This is a genomic window from Tumebacillus avium (assembly GCF_002162355.1).
In the GTDB taxonomy this organism is placed as follows: Bacteria; Bacillota; Bacilli; order Tumebacillales; family Tumebacillaceae; genus Tumebacillus_A; species Tumebacillus_A avium.
The window spans coordinates 1139441-1160950 of the sequence record NZ_CP021434.1 but is presented as its reverse complement, the minus strand read 5'-3'; the positions used below and the strand labels follow the sequence as shown (position 1 = coordinate 1160950).

Below are 21510 nucleotides of genomic sequence, written 5' to 3'. Positions count from 1 at the left end.
GACAAAATGATTCATGTTTTTCCCTGTTCTTTTGCTATACTAAGGACACATCAATACGAACAGGGACGGTAGCAGATGGACACTAAACGTTTTGAGACCAAGGAACAGGATATCGCGGAGGCAGCCGCGCTGTTACAGCGCGGCGAAGTGGTTGGGTTTCCGACCGAGACGGTGTACGGGCTGGGTGCGAATGCGTTTGACGCAGCGGCTGTGGATAAGATTTTTGCAGCGAAAGGGCGGCCGTCTGACAACCCGCTGATTGTCCACATTGCACACAGACGGGATGTGGAGAAACTGGCGCGGGTAGTGCCGGCCGGAGCGGCGCTTTGCATGGAGAGATTCTGGCCGGGGCCGCTGACCATCGTACTGCCTTGTGTGGACAGCGTCCCGCGCAATGTGACGGCGGGGCTGGATACGGTGGGGATTCGCATGCCCGACCATGTGACCGCTCTGCAACTGATCGACGCGGCGGGAGTGCCGCTGGCTGCGCCCAGCGCGAACCGCTCGGGCCGGCCCAGCCCGACGACGGCGGAGCATGTGCTGGAAGATCTCAGCGGGCGCATCGCAGGAGTCGTGGACGGCGGGGCATCAGGTGTCGGCGTGGAGTCGACCGTGCTTGATTTTTCCGGTGCGACGCCGATGATCTTGCGCCCGGGCGGGGTGACCCGCGAGATGCTGCAGGAAGTGATCGGCGAAGTCGGGATCGATCCGGCGTTGGAGAGCGGGGTCGGGACGCCGAAGTCGCCCGGCGTGAAATACACGCATTATGCGCCTCAAGGCGAGATGTGGCTGGTCGAAGGGGCGCGCGATCTGGAGAAGATCACCGAGCTGGTGCAAGCGGCGCAGGAGGCGGGGCATCGCGTCGGGGTGCTGACGACCGCAGAGCGCGCCGATGCGTATGCGGCCGATGTGGTGATCGCGTGCGGACGGCGCAGCGACTTGTCCACAGTGGCGGCCGGCTTGTATGATGCGATTCGCCAGTTCGACCATGCCGACGCCGATCTGATCTATGCGGAAGTGTTTCCGGAGACCGGCGTGGGGCTGGCTGTGATGAACCGTTTGCGCAAAGCGGCGAGCCACCGAGCAATTCAATCCTAGAGTCGGAAAACGGCGGAGAGGAACCCGAAAAATGGGCTCGTCTCCGCTTCATCTTTCTCCAGTGGATCATGTATAATGAGAAGAGACAACTGAATTGATCTATGGCTGAGTTCCGGCTTGACCCGGAAGCGGAGGACCCACTCAACATGGGGGTGAATTCTGCCTGCAGGCAGAAAGGGTGAACATGATCTCTCTTGCCACCCGAACCCGACAGCTAACTTCGTAAGCCAATGCGAGAAGAGGGTGAAATGTGTGAACCGTTGTCTGATCGTCACGATGGACGAATCGGCAGTGCCGTTCGTTCAAACGCTGCACACCTTGGGGCTGGACTGCGCCTTTTTGGATTTTTGCGCGCAAACGTCCCAATTTTTGCGCGAACAGAAGGTGGAGGCGCCCGTGATCAAAGTCGGCCCGCACAAGCAGGATGTCGTCGAGAAACTGCGGGAACGCGAGTTTGACACGGCGGTCGTCTTTGAAGGGCCGTGGCTGGAAAGCGCGCTGATCGTACAGGCGCTGAAGCAGGCCGGCGTGGGCCGCGTTGTTGTTGTCGCGCAAAATCAGAACTTCATGCGCTCGTACCGTGCGCTGGGCGCTGACCGGGTGGTTGGCGTGCGCCGCTGGAACCGCGATTCGTTGCGCGTATTGAGCGCTGTATAAGCAGGAAGACCGGAGCTTGGAGATCAGGCTCAGGTCTTTTTTTATTTGTCCACAGGCACTTGTCCACACCGATTCCTGCCAGTCCACATACGATGGAGTACAAGCATCAGCAATGATGACTCTTCGGAGGTGAAAGCAGGAATGCAAAAGCAGTTTGAAAAACTGATCGGCAAAGCGGTCACCCTTTACACGGAAGAGGGTCCGCAGGTGGGGATCGTGGAAAAGGCGGACGCGAAAGGGGTCACCTTGAAAGCGCTGCCGAAGAAGAACCGCAAGGGACTGGATGTCGAGCATGTATTCTTTGGCGGGGGGTACTATCCGTACCGCGGAATGTATGGGTTTGGCGGCGTTGGCGTAGGTGTTGGCATCGGAGCCGGTGTTGGCTTCGGCGGTTATGGTGGTTATGGTGGCGGTTATGGTGGCGGTTATGGATATCGTCCGTATGGGTACGGCTTTGGCGGCTACGGCGGCTATCGTGGCTTTGGCGGGTATGGATATCGTCCGTACGGCGGGCTGTTCTGGTAATTCAACGGTGCAATCGTATAGGAGAAGCCCCGGCTTGTTGGAGCCGGGGCTTTTGCCTGTCCGCTTTTGGTTCAGAACGCGGGACAGGTTGCATACACATGAGGGGAAAGGACAACCGGGGGGAGGGACAGTCGTTTTGATGACCAGTATACAGTGGGGAGAGTTCATGACCCTTTTGATCATGGCGCTTGCGCTTGGCATGGATGCGTTCTCCCTGGGGCTTGGCATGGGCATGCTGCGGCTGAACCGCCGGGAGATTTCGAAAATCTCGCTCACGATCGGGTTTTTCCATGTGTTGATGCCTTTGATCGGGATGGTGGCAGGCCTGTACCTGGCCAAAGCGGTTGGCGATATGACCAAATGGATCGGCGCCCTGCTGTTGATCGGGCTCGGTGTACATATGGTGTGGAATTCGATAAAAGGGGACGACGACGACGCACAAATGCGCAGCGGTTCGCGGACAGCCGGGCTGGGGCTGATCCTGTTTGCGCTGTCGGTCAGCATCGATTCACTGTCGGTCGGATTTTCGCTCGGCACGCTGGGGGCCAATGTGGCGATCGCCGTGGCCTTGTTTGGCATCTGCGGCGCGATGATGGCGGCGACGGGGCTGTCGATCGGAAGCAAAGCATCACATCTGTTTGGCGAATACGGCGAAGCGATCGGCGGGGCGGTGCTGGTGGCGTTTGGCGTGAAGTTTTTGCTGTGAGGAGGAACGCTTCGTGGCGCAAATTTTGCTGGTGAGTTTACTGTCGGGCTTAGCGACGACGCTGGGCGGGCTGTTGGTGCTGCGCATCGGCAAGCTGACGCGGCACGGGCTGGCTTTTTTCCTGGCGCTGGCGGCGGGGATCATGCTGGCGGTGGTCTGCGCCGACCTGATTCCGGCGTCATATGCGGGCGGCGGGACGAAAGCGGTCATTTACGGCGTGACGGCCGGGTGGATTTTCATGATGGTGATGCGCCGCATCGTGACAGGGGTGCTGCGCAGGTCGCCGCTCGCCAAAGGGGCGTCGTTTCACTATCTGCGCCTCGGCTGGTTTATCGCAGTGGTGACGGCGCTGCACGACATTCCGGAAGGCTTGGCGATTGGTGCGGGCGACAAGCTGCATCCGGAGCTCGGCATGCTGCTGGCGCTGGCGATCGGGCTGCACAACCTGCCTGAGGGGATGTCGATCGCCGTGCCGCTGCGGATGGCGGGGATTCCGGGGAAAAAGATCATCGGGATCATCACGCTGGCGGCGTTGTTTACACCGCTCGGGACGCTGGTCGGGATCTTGCTGTTTGAGGTGTCGCCGCAGCTGATCTCGATGTCGATGGGCTTTGCGGCGGGGGCGATGGGCTATGTGGTGGCGCGGGATCTGTGGCCGGAAGCGTGGCATTCGTCCAAGATCATCACGGCGGGCGGCACGATCATCGGGGCGGCGATTTTGCTGATGGTCGGACACCTGCATTTGCATTAGTAAAATTTGCATGGGTAAGGCAAGCGCGGCTATACTGAGAGGGAGACACACGCGAACGGAGCGAGGAGGATTCGGATGAAACTGTTATTTGTATGCACCGGGAACACGTGCCGCAGCGCGATGGCAGAACCTCTCATGCGCCGCCGTCTGGAAGCGGCCGGCTTGGGAGATCAGGTGGAGGTGCGTTCGGCAGGCGTTGCGGCGATGCCGGGCTCGCCTGCATCCCAAGGCGCGGCGAACGTGCTGAATGCGAAAGGCATGGACGGCGCAGGTCACATGGCGTCGCTGCTCGACCGCGAACTGGTGAGCTGGGCCGACCTGATCCTGACCATGGGCGAGTCGCACAAGCGCGCGATCGTGGAAAAGCATTTCAATGCGCTGGACAAGACGTTTACCTTGAAGGAGTTCGTCGATGACGACCCGGCCAACATGGCGATCTTGGACCAGATGGCAGAAGTGCAGGAAGCGGCGCAGATGAAGCAAGGCCACTTTTTGCAAGACCACGCCGATGAAGTCGAAGCCCTGCAAGCCCGCTATGGAGCAGGCGATGCCAGTGCTGCCGACGACCTGGAGAAGCTGCAGGCGCGCCTGGAAGCTTCGGTTGAGGCGGAGAGCAAACAGATGGTCGAGCTGATGGGCAAGCTCCCCAGCTATGATATTGCCGACCCGTACGGCGGCGCGCAGAGCGTCTATGATGCGACGGCGGAAGAGATTGAAGGGTTGCTGGAGAAGCTGGTTGTACGGTTGAAAGAGGAGTTGTAGGTTCGTCATGAGAAAAGCCACAGCAGATGCTGTGGCTTTTTTGATGCGATGGATCAAGCTTCTTCCAACTGGAACTGCTGCGTGGCCAGTTCCTTATACAGCTCATGCTTCGCCAACAGCTCTTCATGAGTGCCGACACCTGTAACACGCCCTTTTTCGAGGACGACGATCTGGTCGGCGTCGACGACGGTGGAGAGGCGGTGGGCGATGACGAGGGTGGTGCGGCCGTGCATGAGGTTGGTCAGCGCGTCTTGGACTACTTTTTCCGAAGTGGAGTCGAGGGAGGAGGTCGCCTCGTCGAGCATCAGGATGTTCGGGTTGCGGAGCAGAGCGCGGGCGATGGCGATCCGCTGGCGCTGGCCGCCGGAGAGCTTGATGCCGCGCTCGCCGACTTCGGTGTCGTAGCCAGAGGGCAGCTCTTGGATGAACCCGTCCGCATATGCCATCTCGGCCGCCTTTTGCATCTCTTCCTCCGTCACTTCGCGCTCGACCCCGTAGGCGATGTTGTCGCGGATCGTTCCGGCCATCAGCGGGCTCTCCTGCGAGACATAGCCAAGCTGCTCGCGCCAGGACTTCAGGTTGAAAGCATCGATCGCCGTCTCCCCAAGCCGGATCGTCCCGCCGCTCGGGCGGTAGAAACGCTCCAAGAGCGAAAACAAGGTCGTTTTCCCTGAGCCGCTTGGCCCGACGATCGCTGTCACTTTGCCGGGCAGGATGGTGAAATCTACCCCGTGCAGCACTTCATCGCCGGTCTGGTAGGTAAAGGTCAGGTTCTCCACGGAAATCGGCACGGAGGTGCTCTCCACCTGTTTGTGCTCGGCGTGGTCTTCCTCTTCATGCTCCAGAATGCCCATCAAACGCTCCGTCGCCCCCATCGCTTTTTGGATCGAGGTGAAAAATTGGGCCAGCTGCCCAAACGGCATAATGATCTGGAACAGGTACAGAATAAACGCCACCAGTTCCCCGGCGGTAAGTGCGCCGGTCGCCACGCGCACCCCGCCGAAGCCGATGATCACGACGAGGATCGCCATCATCAGGAACGTCATCAAGGGCGCGAGGACAGCTTGGACTTTCGCTTCTTTCAGCCCGAATTGGAACAGCTGATGAATGCCTTGCTCGCCGTTTTGATTTTCGCGCGGTTCGGCGTTAAACGATTTGACGAGGCGGATCTCCTGCAGCACTTGGGTGAGCAGGGCGGTGAAGCTGGCCATCTCGTCCTGGAGCCCTTTGGAGATCAGGTACATTTTGCGCCCCATCGGCCGGATGACGAGGAACGTGACCGGCACGGCGGAGAGCATGACGAGGGTCATCTGCCAGTCGAGGTACAAGAGGATGATGATCGACCCGACGATCGAGATGATGCTCGTGAAAAAGGTGATCAGGTGCGTGACGATGATGTCCTTGATGATCCCCGTATCGGAGGTCACCCGTGAGATCGTCTCCCCCGAGCGGTGTTTGTCAAAATAGGGGATAGGCAGCGCGAGCAGCTTCTGCCACAAGCGCCGACGGAGGTTGGCGACCACCGTCTGCCCGACATAGGACAGCATATAGTGCGAAAACGCTGCCGACACGCCCTGCAGCAAGAAGGCGAAGATGAGCAGCAGGATCACCGACGTGTTTAAGGTGGAGACGCTGACCACATCGACGAGGTTTTTCGTAAACCACGGCACGATCAGCGAGGCTCCCGTGTTGATCAGGCTGAGGATCAGGACGCCGGCGATCAGCAGCTTCGGTGGATTGGTATTGGTGATCAGGCGCAGAAAGGCGCGCCATTGGTGTTTTTGTATCGGTTGTGGTGTTTGAGCTTGTTCATTCATCGCTTGCCACTTCCTCTCACAAGTTGAAATCCTTGCATACAGTTAGAGTAGCACTTTTCGAAAACTTCGGGTACGATTTTTCAGACAGGGTAGGATATACTAGAGTTGCAAAGATTCCAAACGCAACGGAGGTCTGATCATGAAAGTGGCAATCGCAGCCGACCATGGCGGGTTTACGCTGAAGGAGTCGGTCAAGAAGAAGCTGGAGAGCATGGGGCTGTCTTACCATGATTTTGGTACATACTCGGAAGCATCGGTCGATTATCCGGACTATGGTATTCAGGTCGCAGAAGCGGTGGCGCGCGGGGAATATGACCGCGGCATCCTGATCTGCGGCACCGGGCTTGGCATGTCGATCGTCGCCAACAAGGTGCCGGGCATTCGCTGCGCCTTGCTGCATGACACGTTTTCGGCCAAAGCGACCCGCGAGCACAACGACACCAACGTGATGGCGATGGGCGCGCGCGTCATCGGCGCTGGCCTGGCGGACGACATCGTGGAACTGTGGCTGACCACCGAATTCAGCGGCGGCCGTCACGCGACCCGCATCGGCAAGATCGGCGACATCGAACAGCGCTACGGGCGCGAAGAAGGTGTCACCGGATGCTAACCCCGGAGCTGGCAGCGGTCAAGGCCCAAACGCTGCAAGTGATCGACGACCTGCAAGCCCAGGCGCAGCTCACCGATGAGCACATCCTCGTCATCGGCGCATCGTCGAGCGAAGTCGTCGGGAAAAAAATCGGCTCGGGCGGCTCGCTGGACGCCGCCGCGCTGATCGTGGAAGCGGTGCTGGAAGCCCGGGCGAAATACGGCTTCCACATCGCGTTCCAATGCTGTGAACATCTCAACCGTGCCCTGGTCGTGGAACGCGAGACTTTGCAGCGCTTCGGGCTTGAAGAGGTGGTCGTCGTCCCGGTGCCGACGGCGGGCGGCGCGGTCGCTTCTACGGCTTTCCGCAAGCTGGATCGCCCGGCGATGGTCGAGAAAATTGCGGCACACGCCGGCATCGACATCGGCGACACGTTGATCGGGATGCATCTGCGCCATGTCGCCGTGCCGGTGCGCGGCACGCTGCGTGAGATCGGGGAAGCGCATGTGACGATGGCACGCACTCGCCCGAAGCTGGTCGGCGGCGCGCGGGCTGTGTATATTTTCGAAGAGTAATTTCAAAAACACGAACTTTTTTCTTCTATTATGCTATAATGTTCGGAAATAACCTGTTTTAGTACTGGAAAAGGGGAGACCTTGGATGAGTTATTTGAGATTGGCAGATCGTGAAGTAGCAGAAGCATTGGAACTGGAACTGGGTCGTCAGCGCAGCAAAATCGAGCTGATCGCATCGGAGAACTTCGTATCGCGTGCAGTTATGGAAACGATGGGCACCGTGCTGACCAATAAATACGCGGAAGGCTATCCGGGCAAACGCTACTATGGCGGCTGCGAACATGTCGACATCGTGGAGAACCTCGCCCGCGACCGCGCGAAGGAACTGTTTGGCGCAGAGCATGCCAACGTGCAGCCGCACTCCGGCGCACAGGCGAACACGGCCGTTTACTTTGCTTTCCTCAAGCCGGGCGACACCGTGCTTGGCATGAACCTGTCGCATGGCGGTCACTTGACGCACGGCAGCCCGGTGAACATTTCCGGCCAATACTACAATTTTGTCCCGTATGGCGTTGAGGAAGACACGTCGACGATCAACTATGACAAAGTTCGTGAATTGGCGCTGGAGCACAAGCCGAAGATGATCGTGGCCGGCGCTTCGGCGTACCCGCGCTCGATCGACTTCCAAAAGCTGCGCGAGATCGCAGACGAAGTGGGCGCGTACCTGATGGTCGACATGGCGCACATCGCAGGTCTGGTCGCGACCGGCCACCATCCGTCTCCGATTCCGTTTGCCGACTTTGTCACTTCGACGACGCACAAGACCCTGCGCGGCCCGCGCGGCGGCTTGATCCTCTGCAAAGAGCAATATGCCAAAGCGGTCGACAAAGCGATCTTCCCGGGCATCCAAGGCGGCCCGCTGATGCATGTGATCGCATCGAAAGCGGTGGCGTTTGGCGAAGCGCTGCGTCCGGAGTTTAAAGGCTACATCCAGCAGGTCGTCGACAACGCCCAGGCGCTGGCGGCTGCGCTGATCGAGAACGGCTTGAACATCGTTTCCGGCGGCACCGACAATCACCTGTTGCTGATCGACGTACGCAACCTCGGCCTGACCGGGAAGGAAGCGGAGCATCTGCTCGACGAGATCGGCATCACGACGAACAAGAACACGATTCCGTTCGACCCGGCCTCGCCGTTTGTCACGTCCGGCGTGCGCATCGGCACCCCGGCGGTGACCTCGCGCGGCTTTGGCGTCGCAGAGATGACCGAGATCGCTGAGATCATCGCGCTGACCCTGAAGCACAAGGATGATCAGGAGAAGATCAACGAAGCTTTGCGCCGCGTGAAGGAGCTGTGCGACAAGTTCCCGATGTACGAAGGTCTGACGTACCTCTAAGAGAAAAAAGAGTCCGCCGTTATGGACGGCGGACTTTTTTTGCTATAATGGACGAAGACATCCGGCAAAGGAGATATCTGTCATGAGCAAAGTCTACGTTTTTGATCACCCGTTGATCCAACATAAATTGACCTACATACGCGACAAGAACACCGGCACGAAGCAGTTCCGTGAACTGGTGGAAGAAGTGGCCATGCTGATGGCTTATGAAGCGACCCGCGATCTCCCGTTGATGGAGACGACGATCGAAACGCCGGTCTCTCCGGCGAAGACCAAGATTCTGGCTGGCAAAAAACTCGGCGTGGTGCCGATTTTGCGGGCGGGGCTTGGCATGGTGGACGGGATTTTGAATCTGATTCCGAGCGCAAAGGTTGGGCACATCGGTCTGTACCGTGACCCGGAGACGTTGCAGCCGGTTGAATACTATTGCAAACTGCCGTCCGACGTGGCGGAACGCGACCTGATCGCTGTCGACCCGATGCTGGCGACAGGCGGTTCGGCGGCGGCTGCGATCACGTTTATGAAACAGCGCGGCGCGAAAAATATCAAGCTGATGTGCCTGATCGCTTCTCCGGAAGGTGTCGAATTGGTGCAGCGTGAACATCCGGATGTGGATATTTACGTGGCGGCGGTGGATGAGTGCCTGAATGACCATGGGTATATCACGCCGGGTCTGGGCGATGCGGGCGACCGTTTGTACGGCACGAAGTAGGTTTTTTAAGCAAGATTGGTTTGGCAAGAGAAAAGGAGAGCGATGAACAAGATGGAACCCATTCGCGTACTGACGGTGTTTGGCACTCGTCCTGAAGCGGTCAAGATGGCTCCGCTGGTAAAAGCATTGGAGCGCGCCGGCGAGCAGATTCACTCCCGCGTCTGCGTGACGGCGCAGCACCGCCAAATGCTCGACCAGGTGCTGGAGCTGTTTGAAGTGACGCCCGACTATGACCTCGACATCATGGAGCCGCGCCAGACGCTGACCGGCGTTTCGATCAAGGCGCTGGCCGGTCTGCAGGATGTGATTGCGAAGGAACAGCCGCACATCGTGCTGGTGCACGGCGACACGACGACGACGTTTGTCGGGGCGCTGGCTGCGTTTTATCAGCAGGTGGCGGTCGGCCACGTGGAAGCGGGGCTGCGGACGTTTGACAAGTACTCCCCGTTCCCGGAGGAGATGAACCGTCAGTTGACCGGCGTGATGGCCGATCTGCATTTTGCCCCGACGGAGCAGTCGAAGGGCAATTTGCTGGCGGAAAATAAGCCGGAAGCAGCGATCTACGTGACCGGCAACACGGCGATCGACGCGATGGCGACCACTGTTCGCGAGACGTATTCGCATCCGATTCTGGACGGGCTGCAAGCGGGTCAGCGTTTGGTGTTTATGACGGCGCATCGTCGGGAGAACCTCGGTGAGAAGATGGAGAACATTTTCCGGGCGGTTCGTCGGTTGGTGGACGAGCATGAGGATCTGGTCGTTGTGTATCCGGTGCATTTGAACCCGGCGGTGCAGGAACCGGCGCGGGCGATTTTGGGCGGGCATGAGCGGATTCATTTGACCGATCCGATGGATGTGTTTGATACGCATAACTTTATGTCGCGGGCTTATTTGATTTTGACCGATTCGGGCGGGATTCAGGAAGAAGCGCCGTCGTTGGGCGTTCCGGTGCTGGTGCTGCGGGATACTACGGAGCGGCCGGAAGGTATTAAGGCGGGGACGTTGAAGCTGGCTGGGACGGATGAAGCGGTGATTCATGAGATGGCGACGGAGTTGATTACTAACTCGGAGGCACATCGCGCGATGTCGATTGCGGCGAATCCTTATGGGGATGGGAAGGCTTCGGAACGCATTGTGCAGGCGATTCTTTATCATTTTGGTAAGGATGAGAAGCCGGAAGAGTTTACCGTATAATGCAAAACCACCGTGTCCTTTGGGGGCACGGTGGTTTTTTGTTGTTTGTGTTGCTTGGGTGGTCGGGTCCGGGCGGGACATGCTCCGGGTTCACGTTTCATCTTCACCCTTTGATTGAGTAAGATCGTAAAACCTTTTTAGCGGAAGGGTAAAGATTCAAAGATCACCACTTCCGCATATCCCGCCCTCCCCCGAGGGAGTTGGGTGACCTCTGCTCCCTTTTTTAAGGGCAAAGGACGCTTAGGCGTTTTTGGGGTTGGTGCGCATGATCACGCCGAGGCTTTCGTAGCCTGCCAAGGCCTCGCCGAAGAGCTGCGTCGCCATGGTCTGGTCACCGGCCTTGGCGCAGATGCGCCCGAGCTTGACGAGGATGTCGGGCATTCTCGTTTGCACGGAATGGCTGCGGGCCAGGGTCAGGCTCTCTTCGAGCGCTTGGCGGCCGGCCGCTTCGTCTCCGAGCAGGCAGGAGATCTGGTAGGACAGGGCGAGCGCACGCGCTCGGTCTTCCTCGGCGGAGGGGATGTCGTGGCCGAGGGCCGTTTGGAGGCGGCTTTGGGCTTGGTAGATATCTCCGGCGTCGAGCAGGGCTTCGACGAGGTCGAGCATGGTGGTGAAGAGGGAAGCATCGCCCAGCTTTTGTTTTTGCTCGATCGCGAGCTCGAAATGCTGATGCGCTTGCGCATGATCGCCCGTTTTGACGTACAGTTCGGCGAGGTTGCGCTCAGCTTCGGAGAGCTCGTGCTGCGTTTCGAGCTGGCGGGAGATGCGCATCGCCTCTTGGAACAGCTCGAGCGCTTTGTCGTATTGTTCTTGCTCGCGGTAGTTGGCGCCGAGCATGATCAGGGACTCGGCATAGGCCTCGAGGTTGTTCATGCGCGAGACGAGGCTCGTCGCTTTTTCCGCATAGTCCAGCGCCAGGTCGTAGTTGCCCATTTTGTGGTGGGTCTGCGAGAGGAGCGAAAGGATCTTGCGGTGCAGCTCGTCATCCATCGATTCTGGCGTGGCATGATCCGCTTGCTTGAGGTAATCGAGCGCCTGCGGATAAAACGATTGGCGGAAGGACACCTGGGCAAATTGGAAGTAGATGCTCGGCAGCCATTCATGATGTCCGGACAAGTGGGCTGCAGACTGCGCTTCGAACAGGTATTCGTTCGCTCGGTGGTACTCTTCCTGCGTTAAGGCGATGCGCGAGAGCAAAAGGGCCGACTGCGCGATGTAGTGGTGCAGGCGCAAGTCTTTGGCATCGTTGAGGATCTCTTCGGCAAAACGCGTCGCCATCGAGAAACGCTTGCGGTGCAGGAGCGCTTCCGATTCTGCGAGCAAGGTCTTGGCCCGCCGCCCCAGCGTTTCTTCCGGCGTTTCTTTGAAGTAGCTGTACGGCGTCTCCAGACGCTCGGCGAGATAGCGCAACAGCTCCTCGGAAGGAACCTGCAGGTCGCGCTCGACCAGGCTGAGCGTCGCCGGAGAGATGTAGTCCCCTGCGATGTCCTTTAAGGTGAGATCCAATTCTTTGCGCTTCAAGCGCAGTTTTTGCCCGAGGGTCAAATATTGCATAATCGTTTCTCCTATTCCGTAACGGAATCCTAATATTCATCCTATTGATGATAATTTACCACGCCGTCAACCCAAGTGAAAAGGGGCGATTTGCAGTTCACAGCCGGGAAAAAATGACCATGGCGGCGCGTCTAGGAATCCCTGAGCAGGGAAAAGTAGCAAAGACGAGAATATATAGTCTGGATAGAGACTGAATGAGTCTTCATTTTCGAAAGGAGTTACACACTATGGCAAATCGTGATGCAGTGATTGTAAGCGCTGTTCGTACAGCGATCGGCAACTTTCAAGGGGCGCTCGCCGGCATTCCGGCACCGGAGCTTGGCGCCATCGTTTTGACGGAAGCTCTCAACCGCGCAGGGGTGTCTGCAGACCTGGTCGACGAAGTGATCATGGGCAACGTCCTGCAGGCGGGCCTCGGGCAGAACCCGGCTCGTCAGGCATCGGTAAAAGCCGGCCTGCCGAACACCATCGCCTCGATGACGATCAACAAGGTCTGCGGCTCCGGCCTGAAGGCGGTCATGCTGGCGGCACAGGCGATCAAATCGGGTGACGCAGATGTGATCCTTGCCGGCGGCATGGAAAATATGTCCCGCGCTCCTTATTTATTAGAAGGCGCTCGCACTGGCTACCGCATGGGCGACCAAAAAGTGACCGACATCATGATCCGCGACGGCCTGTGGTGCGCGTTTGACGACACCCACATGGGCATCACCGCGGAAAACGTGGCAGAGCGCTACGGCCTGACCCGCGAAGAGCAGGATGAGTTCGCTGCCTGGTCGCAGCAAAAGGCAGAAGCAGCGCTGACGTCCGACCGTTTCAAAGACGAGATCGTCCCGGTACATATCCCGCAGCGCAAAGGCGACCCGATCGTGTTTGACAAGGACGAGTTCCCGCGTGCCGGCACCACCGCCGCATCGCTTGGCAAACTCCGCCCGGCTTTCAAGAAGGACGGCACTGTCACCGCCGGCAACGCATCGGGCATCAATGACGGCGCAGCTGCTGTGCTCGTCATGTCCCGCGAGAAGGCCGAAGAGCTTGGCCTGAAGATCCTTGGCACCGTTTCCGCATACGCGTCCGCTGGCCTCGACCCGAACGTGATGGGCCTCGGTCCGATCTATGCAACGAAAAAAGCGCTGGAGCGCGCCAACCTCTCCATCGCGGACATCGACCTGATCGAAGCGAACGAAGCGTTTGCCGCACAGTCGCTGGCAGTGGGCCGCGACCTCGAGATCCCGCGCGAGAAGCTGAACGTAAACGGCGGCGCGATCGCCCTCGGCCATCCGATCGGCGCATCGGGCACCCGCGTGCTCGTCTCCCTGATCCACGAGATGGAAAAGCAGGACGCAAAACGCGGTCTGGCAACGCTGTGCATCGGCGGCGGCCAAGGTGTGGCGCTGGTGTTTGAACGCTAAGAAAATTGTGCATTGTGGCGACATTTAACAACTTTTTGTCAGTTTTATGAACGCAAAATAAAACTTGTGTCGCCAAACGCTTCAGACCCCCCGGTTTCGTTGACAACCCAAGGGGGGATGTAGTAGTATGGTCTCTGGGTTGGGGTTTCATACAAGGGACTGCCGTCTCGCCTGGTGAAACTTTTTAGACCCGGAGACCATTTTTGTGGACTTTCATACATAAATACTCAGCCTCAAGGTGAACGTATCTAAGGGTACCAGTTTGAGGCAAAGATGGGAGTCTCGAAATGAACGAATTTCATCGTTTGGCCAGAACAACAGTCAAGTACACGCTGATTATCACCGTTGTCTTTGCGGCACTCTGGGCCCTGTTGCCAAGCCTCAAGTCGATATTTGCCGGCCTAACCATTGGGTCGGCAGTTAGTTTGTACTTTGCTGTTAGCGCTTCCAAACAGACCGAGATGGCGGCAGACGTCGCGCTTCGGAATGTGAAAAAGCGCCCCAGCGCAGTCATGATGTTCCGCATGGTGATGATCCTTGGCGCCGTGCTCGTTGTACAAGCGTTGGAACCCCGTATCGGGTATGTTAGTCTTCCGGGATTGTTGATAGGCTTCTTCGTTTATCAACTCGTGATCTTGGCAGGCTTCCTATACAACAAAATCAAAACTTCATAGTCTCATCACGCTATTTGGAAGGGGTGAAATTTGGAATGGATCACATTTTTCCTACCCTCGGAGAAGGTTTGTGGGCTGTCAACCTGACCGCAATCGGAACCAGCGTGCTGGCTGCTCTCGTCGTGCTGCTTCTGGCGCGTCTGGCAGTGGCAAACATCGATGTGCGCAGACCGCGCGGCATTCAGAACTTCTTCGAGTGGGTGGTCGACTTCATCACTGGCCTCGCGAAGGATACGATCGGTGACCGTGCGATGACGTATGTTCCGCTCGCATTCACTTTGATCATCTACCTTTTCGTCGCGAACCAAATGGGTCTGATCACCAACGTCGTAACGCATGTACATGAACCGATGCTTGGGATTTCGGCGGGAACGCTGGAAGAGCACCACGGCGTAGGTCACGTGTCCTGGTTTATGTCTCCGACCGCGAACTTGAGCGTCGCGATGGCGATGTCGATCGGGATCGTCGGTATGACGCACATCATTGGTCTGCGGAACCCGCGCCAATACTTCAAGCACTACTTTGAGCCGAACCCGGCCTTCTTCATCCTTCACTTGATCGATGAACTGGCGAAGTTCCTGACGCTTGGTCTGCGTCTTTACGGGAACATCTTCGCGGGCGAGGTTCTGATCGCCATCTTGCTTGGTATCCCGCTTCTGTTCGGGATCATCCCGCTTGGCGGCATCCCGATGATCATCTGGATCGCGTACTCGATCTTTGTAGGTACGATCCAAGCGTTCGTCTTTACCGTCCTGACACTGGTTTACATCTCGCAAAAGCTGCCGCACAAAGAAGCTCACTAAGAGTTTTGTGTTGGCAAAAACAGCAACACTATGTTACACCCTTTCAATCACAATAAAATCTATCTCTCTACCTTAAGGAGGTACTTTTCAAAATGGAAATCGCAATCGGTCTCTGCCTTGGTCTCGCAGCAGTTGGTGCTGGTATCGGTAACGGTCTTGTAGTTGGTCGCACCATCGAAGGTATCGCTCGTCAACCGGAAGCAAAAGGTATGCTGCAAACTCAAATGTTCATCGGTCTGGGTCTCGTAGAGGCACTTCCGGTTATCTCCGTTGCAATCGGTTTGATCCTGTTCGCAACCCGCCCGTAAAATCATTCACGGACGACTAGCAGGACGGCGGGGCGCTGTGAACGCCTGCGCCTTCCTTTTGTCCGCCCCGAAAGGAGTGAATTTCATTGGAATTGCAACTGGGAACCATGTTAGTGCAGTTGGGGGTATTCGTTGTCCTCTTCCTGCTGCTTAAAAAGTTCGCATTTGGTCCTCTCATGCGTGTCATGAACGAGCGCGCTCAATATATTGAGAATCAAATCAACACGGCTGAAAAGAACCGTGAAGACGCGGACCGTCTGGCTGCTGAGCACCGCGCTTCGATCGAAAGAGCGAAGCAGGACGCACACGAGCTCATGGAGAACGCACGCCGTACCGGTGAAAAGCAGGCTGCTGACATCATCGCGGCTGCAGAAACCGAAGCTCGCCGTCTGAAAGAAGAAGCAGTTGCTGACATCAACCGTGAAAAAGAACTGGCGATCGCAGAACTGCGTGAGCAAGTGGGCAACCTCTCCGTTCTCCTCGCGGGCAAGATCGTCAGCAAAGAGCTGAACGCAGAAGGCCACAAGGCTCTCTTCGAAGAAGCGGTTAAAGAAATGGGTGTTCGTGTATGAAGAACGCCGTAGTTGCAAAGCGTTACGCTGAAGCTCTGTACAGTGTTGCGGGCAAAGGCGGTCAAGCTGATTCGGTCGAACAAGAATTAGCTGGGATCCTTGATGTTTTCAAGTCTCATCCGGAGCTCACGAACATTCTTGAGCACCCGGGCATCTCGATCGACGCAAAGAAAAAGCAGGTAACCGAGCTGTTCAAAGGCCGCGTTTCCGACCTGGTCCTGAACTTCCTCAACCTGCTGTTCGACAGCCGTCGCCAAGATGCGCTGACCGATGTGTACACAGCGTTTGTCGAATTGTCTGACGCTGCAAAAGGCCGCATCAAAGGTGAAGTAGAATCGGCAGTTCCGCTCTCGGATGAAGAGTTGAATGAACTGAAATCCAAGCTTGGCGCAAACGGCCAGCAGGTGGAATTCACGACAAAGGTCAACCCGGATCTCATCGGCGGCCTGCGCGTGCGGATCGGGGACCGTGTCCTCGACTACTCCGTATCCAGCCAGCTCAACCGTTTCCGTCAAACGCTCAAATACTAGTACGACAGGGGTGAGATCATGAGCATTCGTCCTGAAGAAATCAGTTCGCTTATCAAGCAGCAGATTGAGAACTACCAATCTGAGGTTCAAGTATATGACGTAGGCACCGTAATCCAAGTTGGTGACGGTATCGCTCGTATCCATGGTCTTGAGAAAGCGATGGCCGGGGAACTTCTTGAATTCCCGAACGGCACCTTGGGTATGGCGTTTAACCTTGAAGAAAACAACATTGGTGCGGTTGTCCTCGGTACCGTAATGGGTATCAAAGAAGGCGACCAAGTCAAGCGCACCGGCCGTATCGCACAAGTTCCGGTCGGCGAAGCAATGATCGGCCGCGTTGTAAACGCGCTCGGTCAACCGATCGACGGCCGCGGCCCGATCGAAACCAAAGAATTCCGTGCGATCGAGTCCCCGGCTCCGGGCGTAATCGACCGTAAATCGGTTCACGAACCGATGCAAACCGGTATCAAAGCGATCGACGCGATGATCCCGGTCGGCCGTGGTCAGCGCGAGCTGATCATCGGTGACCGCCAAACGGGTAAAACCGCTGTGGCGCTCGACACGATCATCAACCAAAAAGGCCAAGGCGTTGTCTGCGTATACGTAGCAATCGGCCAAAAGCAATCCACCATCGCACAAGTAGTAGAGACCCTGCGCAAGCACGGCGCGATGGAATACACCATCGTTGTATCCGCATCGGCATCCGATCCGGCTCCGCTGCTCTTCCTGGCTCCGTACGCAGGCTGCGCAATGGGCGAGTACTTCATGTACAAGGGCGGCCATGTCCTCTGCGTATACGATGACCTGTCCAAGCAAGCAGCAGCATACCGCGAAATGTCCCTGCTGATGCGCCGTCCTCCGGGCCGCGAAGCATTCCCGGGCGACGTCTTCTACTTGCACTCCCGTCTGCTGGAGCGCTCCGCGAAGCTGTCCGATGCACGCGGCGGCGGTTCTCTGACCGCACTGCCGTTCATCGAAACCCAAGCGGGTGACGTTTCCGCGTACATCCCGACCAACGTAATCTCCATCACCGACGGTCAGATCTTCCTTGAGTCCGACCTGTTCAACTCCGGCCAGCGTCCGGCAGTTAACGTAGGTCTCTCGGTATCCCGCGTCGGTGGTTCCGCACAGATCAAAGCGATGAAAAAGGTTGCAGGTACCCTGCGTCTTGACCTCGCGCAATACCGCGAACTGCAAGCGTTTGCTCAGTTCGGTTCCGACCTCGACAAAGCGACCCAAGCGCGTCTCGACCGCGGTGCTCGCCTGACCGAGATCCTCAAGCAAGGCCAATACCAGCCGCTGACTGTTGAGAAGCAAGTCATCTCCCTGTGGGCAGCTGTTAACGGTTACACGGATGATGTTCCGGTTTCCTCCGTTCGCCGCTTCGAATCCGAATGGCTGGCGTACGCAGACACCAACTATCCGCAGATCGCCAAGTCGATCATCGAGACCAAAGACCTCTCGAAAGATACCGAAGCTCTGCTCAAAGAAGCAGTTGCGAAGTTCAAAACGACTTTCGTTGGGTAATCCAAACTGTCGTCTAGCTTAACCATTTCATCTGGTAAGGTGGTGGAATCATGGCAAATACCCGCGACATTCGTCAACGGATTCGCTCCGTGAAGAACACCCAGCAAATCACCAAAGCGATGAAAATGGTAGCTGCGGCAAGACTGCGCCGGGCACAAGAGCGCACAGAACAAGCTCGCCCGTACGCAGCCAAGCTTGAAGAAGTAATCGGCAGCATCGCTTCCGGCAGCGGCTCGACCAACCATCCGATGTTGGTCTCCCGCCCTGTCAAGAAGACCGGTTATGTCGTCATCTCCTCCGACCGCGGCCTCGCAGGTTCTTTCAACGCACAGGTAATTCGTACTGCTGTGAACGAAATGCGCGGCAAGTCGCAAAACGAGTATGCAGTGTTTGCGATCGGCCGGAAAGCTCGCGACTTCTTCAAGCGTCGTGGATACCCGCTTGTCGGTGAAGTTGTTGGTCTGTCGGACAATCCGACCTACGCGGATATTAAGTCTGTAGCAACTCAAGTTGTGCAACTGTTCCAAGACGGCGTGTACGACGAAGTTTACGTCATGTACAACGAGTTCGTAAACGCGCTTACCCAAGTCCCGGTTTCCCGCAAACTGCTCCCGCTCGAAGATGTGGGCGGCAAAAAGGAAACGCCGGCACCTGGAACAATCACAGCCAAGTACGATTACGAGCCGTCTGCTGAAGCAGTCCTCGACAATCTTCTGCCGAAGTACGCTGAAACGTTGATCTTCTCCGCCGTTCTGGAATCGAAAGCTTCCGAGTTCGGTGCCCGCATGACTGCGATGGGCGCTGCAACCGATAACGCAGCGACGATTATCAACGGCCTGACGCTCGCACTGAACCGTGCGCGTCAAGCGGCGATCACCACGCAGATCACCGAGATTGTCGGCGGCGTCGCAGCACTCGAATCATAGAACGCACGAATGGAGGGAAACGTGTGAACACTGGACGTATTAGTCAGGTTCTGGGCGCGGTTGTAGACGTTCGTTTCCCGGAAGGCCAGCTTCCGGCACTCAACAACGCTCTGACCATTTCGTATAAAGCTCAAAACGAAGGTGAGACCGACATCAACCTTACGCTTGAAGTCGCTCTGCACCTCGGTAACAACGTCGTTCGTACGATCGCAATGTCTTCCACCGACGGTCTGGTCCGCGGTATGGACGTTGTCGACAGCGGTGCTCCGATCTCCGTACCGGTTGGTCCGGCGACTCTGGGCCGCATTTTCAACATCCTGGGTGAAACGATCGACGAAGCGGGCCCGGTTAACATCGAGCGCCGCGATCCGATCCACTCCCCGGCTCCGGAATACGCAGACCTCTCCACCAAGGTAGAGATCTTCGAAACCGGGATCAAAGTTATCGACTTGCTCGCACCGTACATCAAGGGCGGCAAGATCGGTCTGTTCGGCGGCGCAGGCGTAGGCAAGACCGTTACCATCCAGGAACTCATCCACAACATCGCGAAGCAGCACGGCGGTTTCTCCGTATTCGCAGGTGTTGGTGAGCGTACCCGTGAAGGTAACGACCTGTACCACGAGATGACCGACTCCGGCGTTATCGAGAAGACCGCCATGGTCTTCGGCCAGATGAACGAGCCGCCGGGCGCACGTGCCCGCGTAGCACTGACCGGTCTGACCATCGCAGAATACTTCCGCGATGTGGAAGAGCGCGACGTACTGTTCTTCATCGACAACATCTTCCGCTTTACCCAAGCTGGTTCCGAGGTATCCGCACTGCTCGGCCGTATGCCGTCCGCAGTAGGTTACCAGCCGACCCTGGCAACTGAAATGGGTCAGCTGCAAGAGCGTATCACCTCGACCAAAAAAGGTTCCATCACGTCCATCCAGGCAATCTACGTTCCGGCCGATGACTACACCGACCCGGCTCCGGCAACCGCGTTTGCTCACTTGGACGCGACGACCAACCTTGAGCGTAAAATCGCAGAGCAAGCCTTGTTCCCGGCGGTTGACCCGCTCGCTTCCACGTCCCGCGCACTGTCCCCGGACATCGTAGGCGAGGAGCACTACTCGGTAGCTCGCGGCGTTCAGTCTGTCCTGCAGCGCTACAAAGAACTGCAAGACATCATCGCGATCCTCGGTATGGATGAGCTGTCTGATGAAGACAAGCTGACCGTATCCCGTGCTCGTAAGATCCAGCGTTTCCTGACTCAGCCGATGAACGTTGCAGAACAGTTCACCGGTAAGCCGGGCCGCTACGTCAAGATCGCTGACACCGTTCGCGGTTTCAGAGAGATCCTCGACGGCAAGCATGACGACATTGCAGAAGGTGACTTCTACATGGCGGGCACGATCGACGAAGTTGTCGAGCGCGCGAAGAATAATGCCTAAAGCTCCATCTTGGGCTTAGGAGGAAACCGATATGAACAAAATGCCTATCGAAATCGTCACTCCTGAACGCAAGGTGTACGCAAATGAGGCGAACCTGATCATCGCGCGCGGCGGCGACGGGGACCTCGGCATCATGGCCGGGCACACTCCGCTCGTCACCACCTTGAAGATCAGCTCCCTCCGCGTGAAAACGGATCAAGGCGAAGACGTGATCTCCGTTTCCGGCGGCTTCCTGGAAGTCAAACCGGAGAAGGTATCTGTGCTTGCAGAAGCGGCAGAGCTGCCGGAAGAGATCGACGTTGACCGTGCAACTCGTGCGAAAGAGCGTGCCGAACGCCGTCTGGCGGAACGTACAGATTCTCTGGACCATCTGCGTGCGGAAATTGCTCTTGAGCGTGCAATCAACCGGATCCGAGTGGCGACGAATAAAAACAATCGCTAATTGCATTCAGCAGAAGCTCCACACGAAGTTCGTGTGGGGCTTTGCTGTTTGAAAATACGCCGTTTCGAGTAAAAACAGGCGGATTTGGAAAATGCTATGGGGAAGCTGTTTTTTACCCTGTACTTGCGCTTGAAGCATGGTTTTACATGGCTTCCTGACTTTGTTATAATGTTGGGGGCAAAACTGTGAAATCTTTTTGAAGATGGAGGGGCTACTATGGTCTCGTATTGGAACAGCTACGTATTTATCTCTCTGTTCCTCTTGTTAGGCTTGCTGCTCCCGATCGGAGCGTTGTGGGTAGCCGGACCGTTTTTGCGTCCGAAGAACCCCACGCCGGAAAAACTCACGACATACGAGTCCGGCGTCGAGCCGTTTGGTGAAGCGCACGTCCGTTATAACGTCCGCTATTACCTCTTTGCACTCATGTTCGTGGTGTTTGACGTGGAAATCATGTTCCTGTATCCATGGGCTGTATCGTTCGACAGCCTCGGCTTGTTTGGTTTGGTAGAAATGCTGATCTTCCTTGGCCTGTTAGTATTAGGCCTCGTCTATGCCTGGAAAAAGAAGGTGTTGGAATGGAAATGACAAACGAGAACAACAACCAACA

General features: G+C 57.1%; 24 protein-coding genes and 1 riboswitch. Of the genes, 22 read left to right on the top strand and 2 right to left on the bottom strand.

Annotation, left to right across the window (positions count from 1 at the left end; translation table 11 throughout):
• The first annotated feature begins 75 nt into the window (after positions 1-75).
• The 6 genes from CBW65_RS05260 (at position 76) to CBW65_RS05235 (ending at position 4499) form a co-directional block, all read left to right on the top strand.
• Positions 76-1098 carry an L-threonylcarbamoyladenylate synthase gene (locus CBW65_RS05260; protein ID WP_087455941.1) on the top strand — a complete coding sequence of 341 codons (1023 nt, stop codon included), beginning with the start codon at positions 76-78 and terminating at the stop codon, positions 1096-1098.
• Positions 1099-1191: 93 nt separating this feature from the next.
• Positions 1192-1342, top strand: a riboswitch (cyclic di-AMP (ydaO/yuaA leader).
• Between the two features lie 8 nt (positions 1343-1350).
• A complete protein-coding gene (locus CBW65_RS05255; RefSeq protein ID WP_087455940.1) occupies positions 1351-1755 on the top strand; it encodes an NAD-binding protein in 405 nt (134 codons plus the stop codon).
• 141 nt (positions 1756-1896) lie between these two features.
• Positions 1897-2280, top strand: a complete 384-nt coding sequence (locus CBW65_RS24535; RefSeq protein WP_198299756.1) for a hypothetical protein — start codon at positions 1897-1899, stop codon at positions 2278-2280.
• Positions 2281-2419: 139 nt separating this feature from the next.
• Complete coding sequence (locus CBW65_RS05245; RefSeq protein ID WP_087455939.1) at positions 2420-2986, top strand: manganese efflux pump MntP; 567 nt, start codon at positions 2420-2422, stop codon at positions 2984-2986.
• 13 nt (positions 2987-2999) lie between these two features.
• A complete protein-coding gene (locus CBW65_RS05240; RefSeq protein WP_087455938.1) occupies positions 3000-3737 on the top strand; it encodes a ZIP family metal transporter in 738 nt (245 codons plus the stop codon).
• 75 nt (positions 3738-3812) lie between these two features.
• The gene (locus CBW65_RS05235) at positions 3813-4499 is read left to right on the top strand and encodes a low molecular weight protein arginine phosphatase (protein ID WP_087455937.1); all 687 of its coding nucleotides are present in this window, start codon (positions 3813-3815) and stop codon (positions 4497-4499) included.
• Between the two features lie 53 nt (positions 4500-4552).
• Here the strand turns inward: CBW65_RS05235 and CBW65_RS05230 are convergent, their stop codons facing one another.
• Entirely contained in the window at positions 4553-6316 is a 1764-nt protein-coding gene (locus CBW65_RS05230; RefSeq protein WP_087455936.1) for an ABC transporter ATP-binding protein, read from the bottom strand.
• Positions 6317-6455: 139 nt separating this feature from the next.
• On the opposite strand from CBW65_RS05230, the gene rpiB reads away from it, so the two are divergent.
• The 5 genes from rpiB to wecB all read left to right on the top strand — a co-directional run bounded on the left by rpiB (position 6456) and on the right by wecB (position 10722).
• Complete coding sequence (gene rpiB, locus CBW65_RS05225) at positions 6456-6926, top strand: ribose 5-phosphate isomerase B (protein WP_087455935.1); 471 nt, start codon at positions 6456-6458, stop codon at positions 6924-6926.
• On the top strand, positions 6920-7480 hold the full coding sequence (locus tag CBW65_RS05220; RefSeq protein ID WP_087455934.1) for a TIGR01440 family protein: 561 nt from the start codon (positions 6920-6922) through the stop codon (positions 7478-7480). The genes rpiB and CBW65_RS05220 overlap by 7 nt, the downstream gene beginning before the upstream one ends.
• An 85-nt stretch (positions 7481-7565) precedes the next feature.
• On the top strand, positions 7566-8816 hold the full coding sequence (locus CBW65_RS05215; protein WP_087455933.1) for a serine hydroxymethyltransferase: 1251 nt from the start codon (positions 7566-7568) through the stop codon (positions 8814-8816).
• Positions 8817-8898: 82 nt separating this feature from the next.
• The gene (gene upp, locus CBW65_RS05210; protein WP_087455932.1) at positions 8899-9528 is read left to right on the top strand and encodes a uracil phosphoribosyltransferase; all 630 of its coding nucleotides are present in this window, start codon (positions 8899-8901) and stop codon (positions 9526-9528) included.
• A 51-nt stretch (positions 9529-9579) separates the two neighbouring features.
• Positions 9580-10722: a non-hydrolyzing UDP-N-acetylglucosamine 2-epimerase gene (gene wecB, locus CBW65_RS05205; protein ID WP_087459124.1), complete on the top strand. Its 1143-nt coding sequence runs from the start codon at positions 9580-9582 to the stop codon at positions 10720-10722.
• Between the two features lie 240 nt (positions 10723-10962).
• Here wecB and CBW65_RS05200 read toward each other — a convergent pair whose 3' ends face one another.
• A complete protein-coding gene (locus CBW65_RS05200; RefSeq protein ID WP_087455931.1) occupies positions 10963-12276 on the bottom strand; it encodes a helix-turn-helix domain-containing protein in 1314 nt (437 codons plus the stop codon).
• Between the two features lie 227 nt (positions 12277-12503).
• Between CBW65_RS05200 and CBW65_RS05195 the strand changes: the two genes are divergently transcribed.
• From CBW65_RS05195 to CBW65_RS05145, 11 genes are all read left to right on the top strand, one after another.
• Positions 12504-13688, top strand: a complete 1185-nt coding sequence (locus tag CBW65_RS05195) for an acetyl-CoA C-acetyltransferase (protein WP_087455930.1) — start codon at positions 12504-12506, stop codon at positions 13686-13688.
• Between the two features lie 287 nt (positions 13689-13975).
• Entirely contained in the window at positions 13976-14362 is a 387-nt protein-coding gene (locus CBW65_RS05190; RefSeq protein ID WP_087455929.1) for a hypothetical protein, read from the top strand.
• 35 nt (positions 14363-14397) lie between these two features.
• A complete protein-coding gene (gene atpB / locus CBW65_RS05185; protein ID WP_087455928.1) occupies positions 14398-15165 on the top strand; it encodes a F0F1 ATP synthase subunit A in 768 nt (255 codons plus the stop codon).
• A gap of 92 nt (positions 15166-15257) precedes the next feature.
• A complete protein-coding gene (gene atpE, locus CBW65_RS05180) occupies positions 15258-15473 on the top strand; it encodes a F0F1 ATP synthase subunit C (protein WP_087455927.1) in 216 nt (71 codons plus the stop codon).
• Between the two features lie 86 nt (positions 15474-15559).
• On the top strand, positions 15560-16045 hold the full coding sequence (gene atpF / locus CBW65_RS05175) for a F0F1 ATP synthase subunit B (RefSeq protein ID WP_198299755.1): 486 nt from the start codon (positions 15560-15562) through the stop codon (positions 16043-16045).
• A complete protein-coding gene (locus tag CBW65_RS05170; RefSeq protein WP_087455926.1) occupies positions 16042-16575 on the top strand; it encodes a F0F1 ATP synthase subunit delta in 534 nt (177 codons plus the stop codon). The genes atpF and CBW65_RS05170 overlap by 4 nt, the downstream gene beginning before the upstream one ends.
• Positions 16576-16593: 18 nt before the next feature.
• Positions 16594-18102 carry a F0F1 ATP synthase subunit alpha gene (gene atpA, locus CBW65_RS05165; protein WP_087455925.1) on the top strand — a complete coding sequence of 503 codons (1509 nt, stop codon included), beginning with the start codon at positions 16594-16596 and terminating at the stop codon, positions 18100-18102.
• Between the two features lie 50 nt (positions 18103-18152).
• Positions 18153-19028: an ATP synthase F1 subunit gamma gene (gene atpG / locus CBW65_RS05160; RefSeq protein WP_087455924.1), complete on the top strand. Its 876-nt coding sequence runs from the start codon at positions 18153-18155 to the stop codon at positions 19026-19028.
• 23 nt (positions 19029-19051) lie between these two features.
• On the top strand, positions 19052-20461 hold the full coding sequence (gene atpD, locus CBW65_RS05155; protein ID WP_087455923.1) for a F0F1 ATP synthase subunit beta: 1410 nt from the start codon (positions 19052-19054) through the stop codon (positions 20459-20461).
• Positions 20462-20492: 31 nt separating this feature from the next.
• Positions 20493-20903 carry a F0F1 ATP synthase subunit epsilon gene (locus CBW65_RS05150; protein ID WP_087455922.1) on the top strand — a complete coding sequence of 137 codons (411 nt, stop codon included), beginning with the start codon at positions 20493-20495 and terminating at the stop codon, positions 20901-20903.
• Positions 20904-21119: 216 nt separating this feature from the next.
• Complete coding sequence (locus CBW65_RS05145; RefSeq protein WP_087455921.1) at positions 21120-21488, top strand: NADH-quinone oxidoreductase subunit A; 369 nt, start codon at positions 21120-21122, stop codon at positions 21486-21488.
• Positions 21489-21510 lie beyond the last annotated feature (22 nt).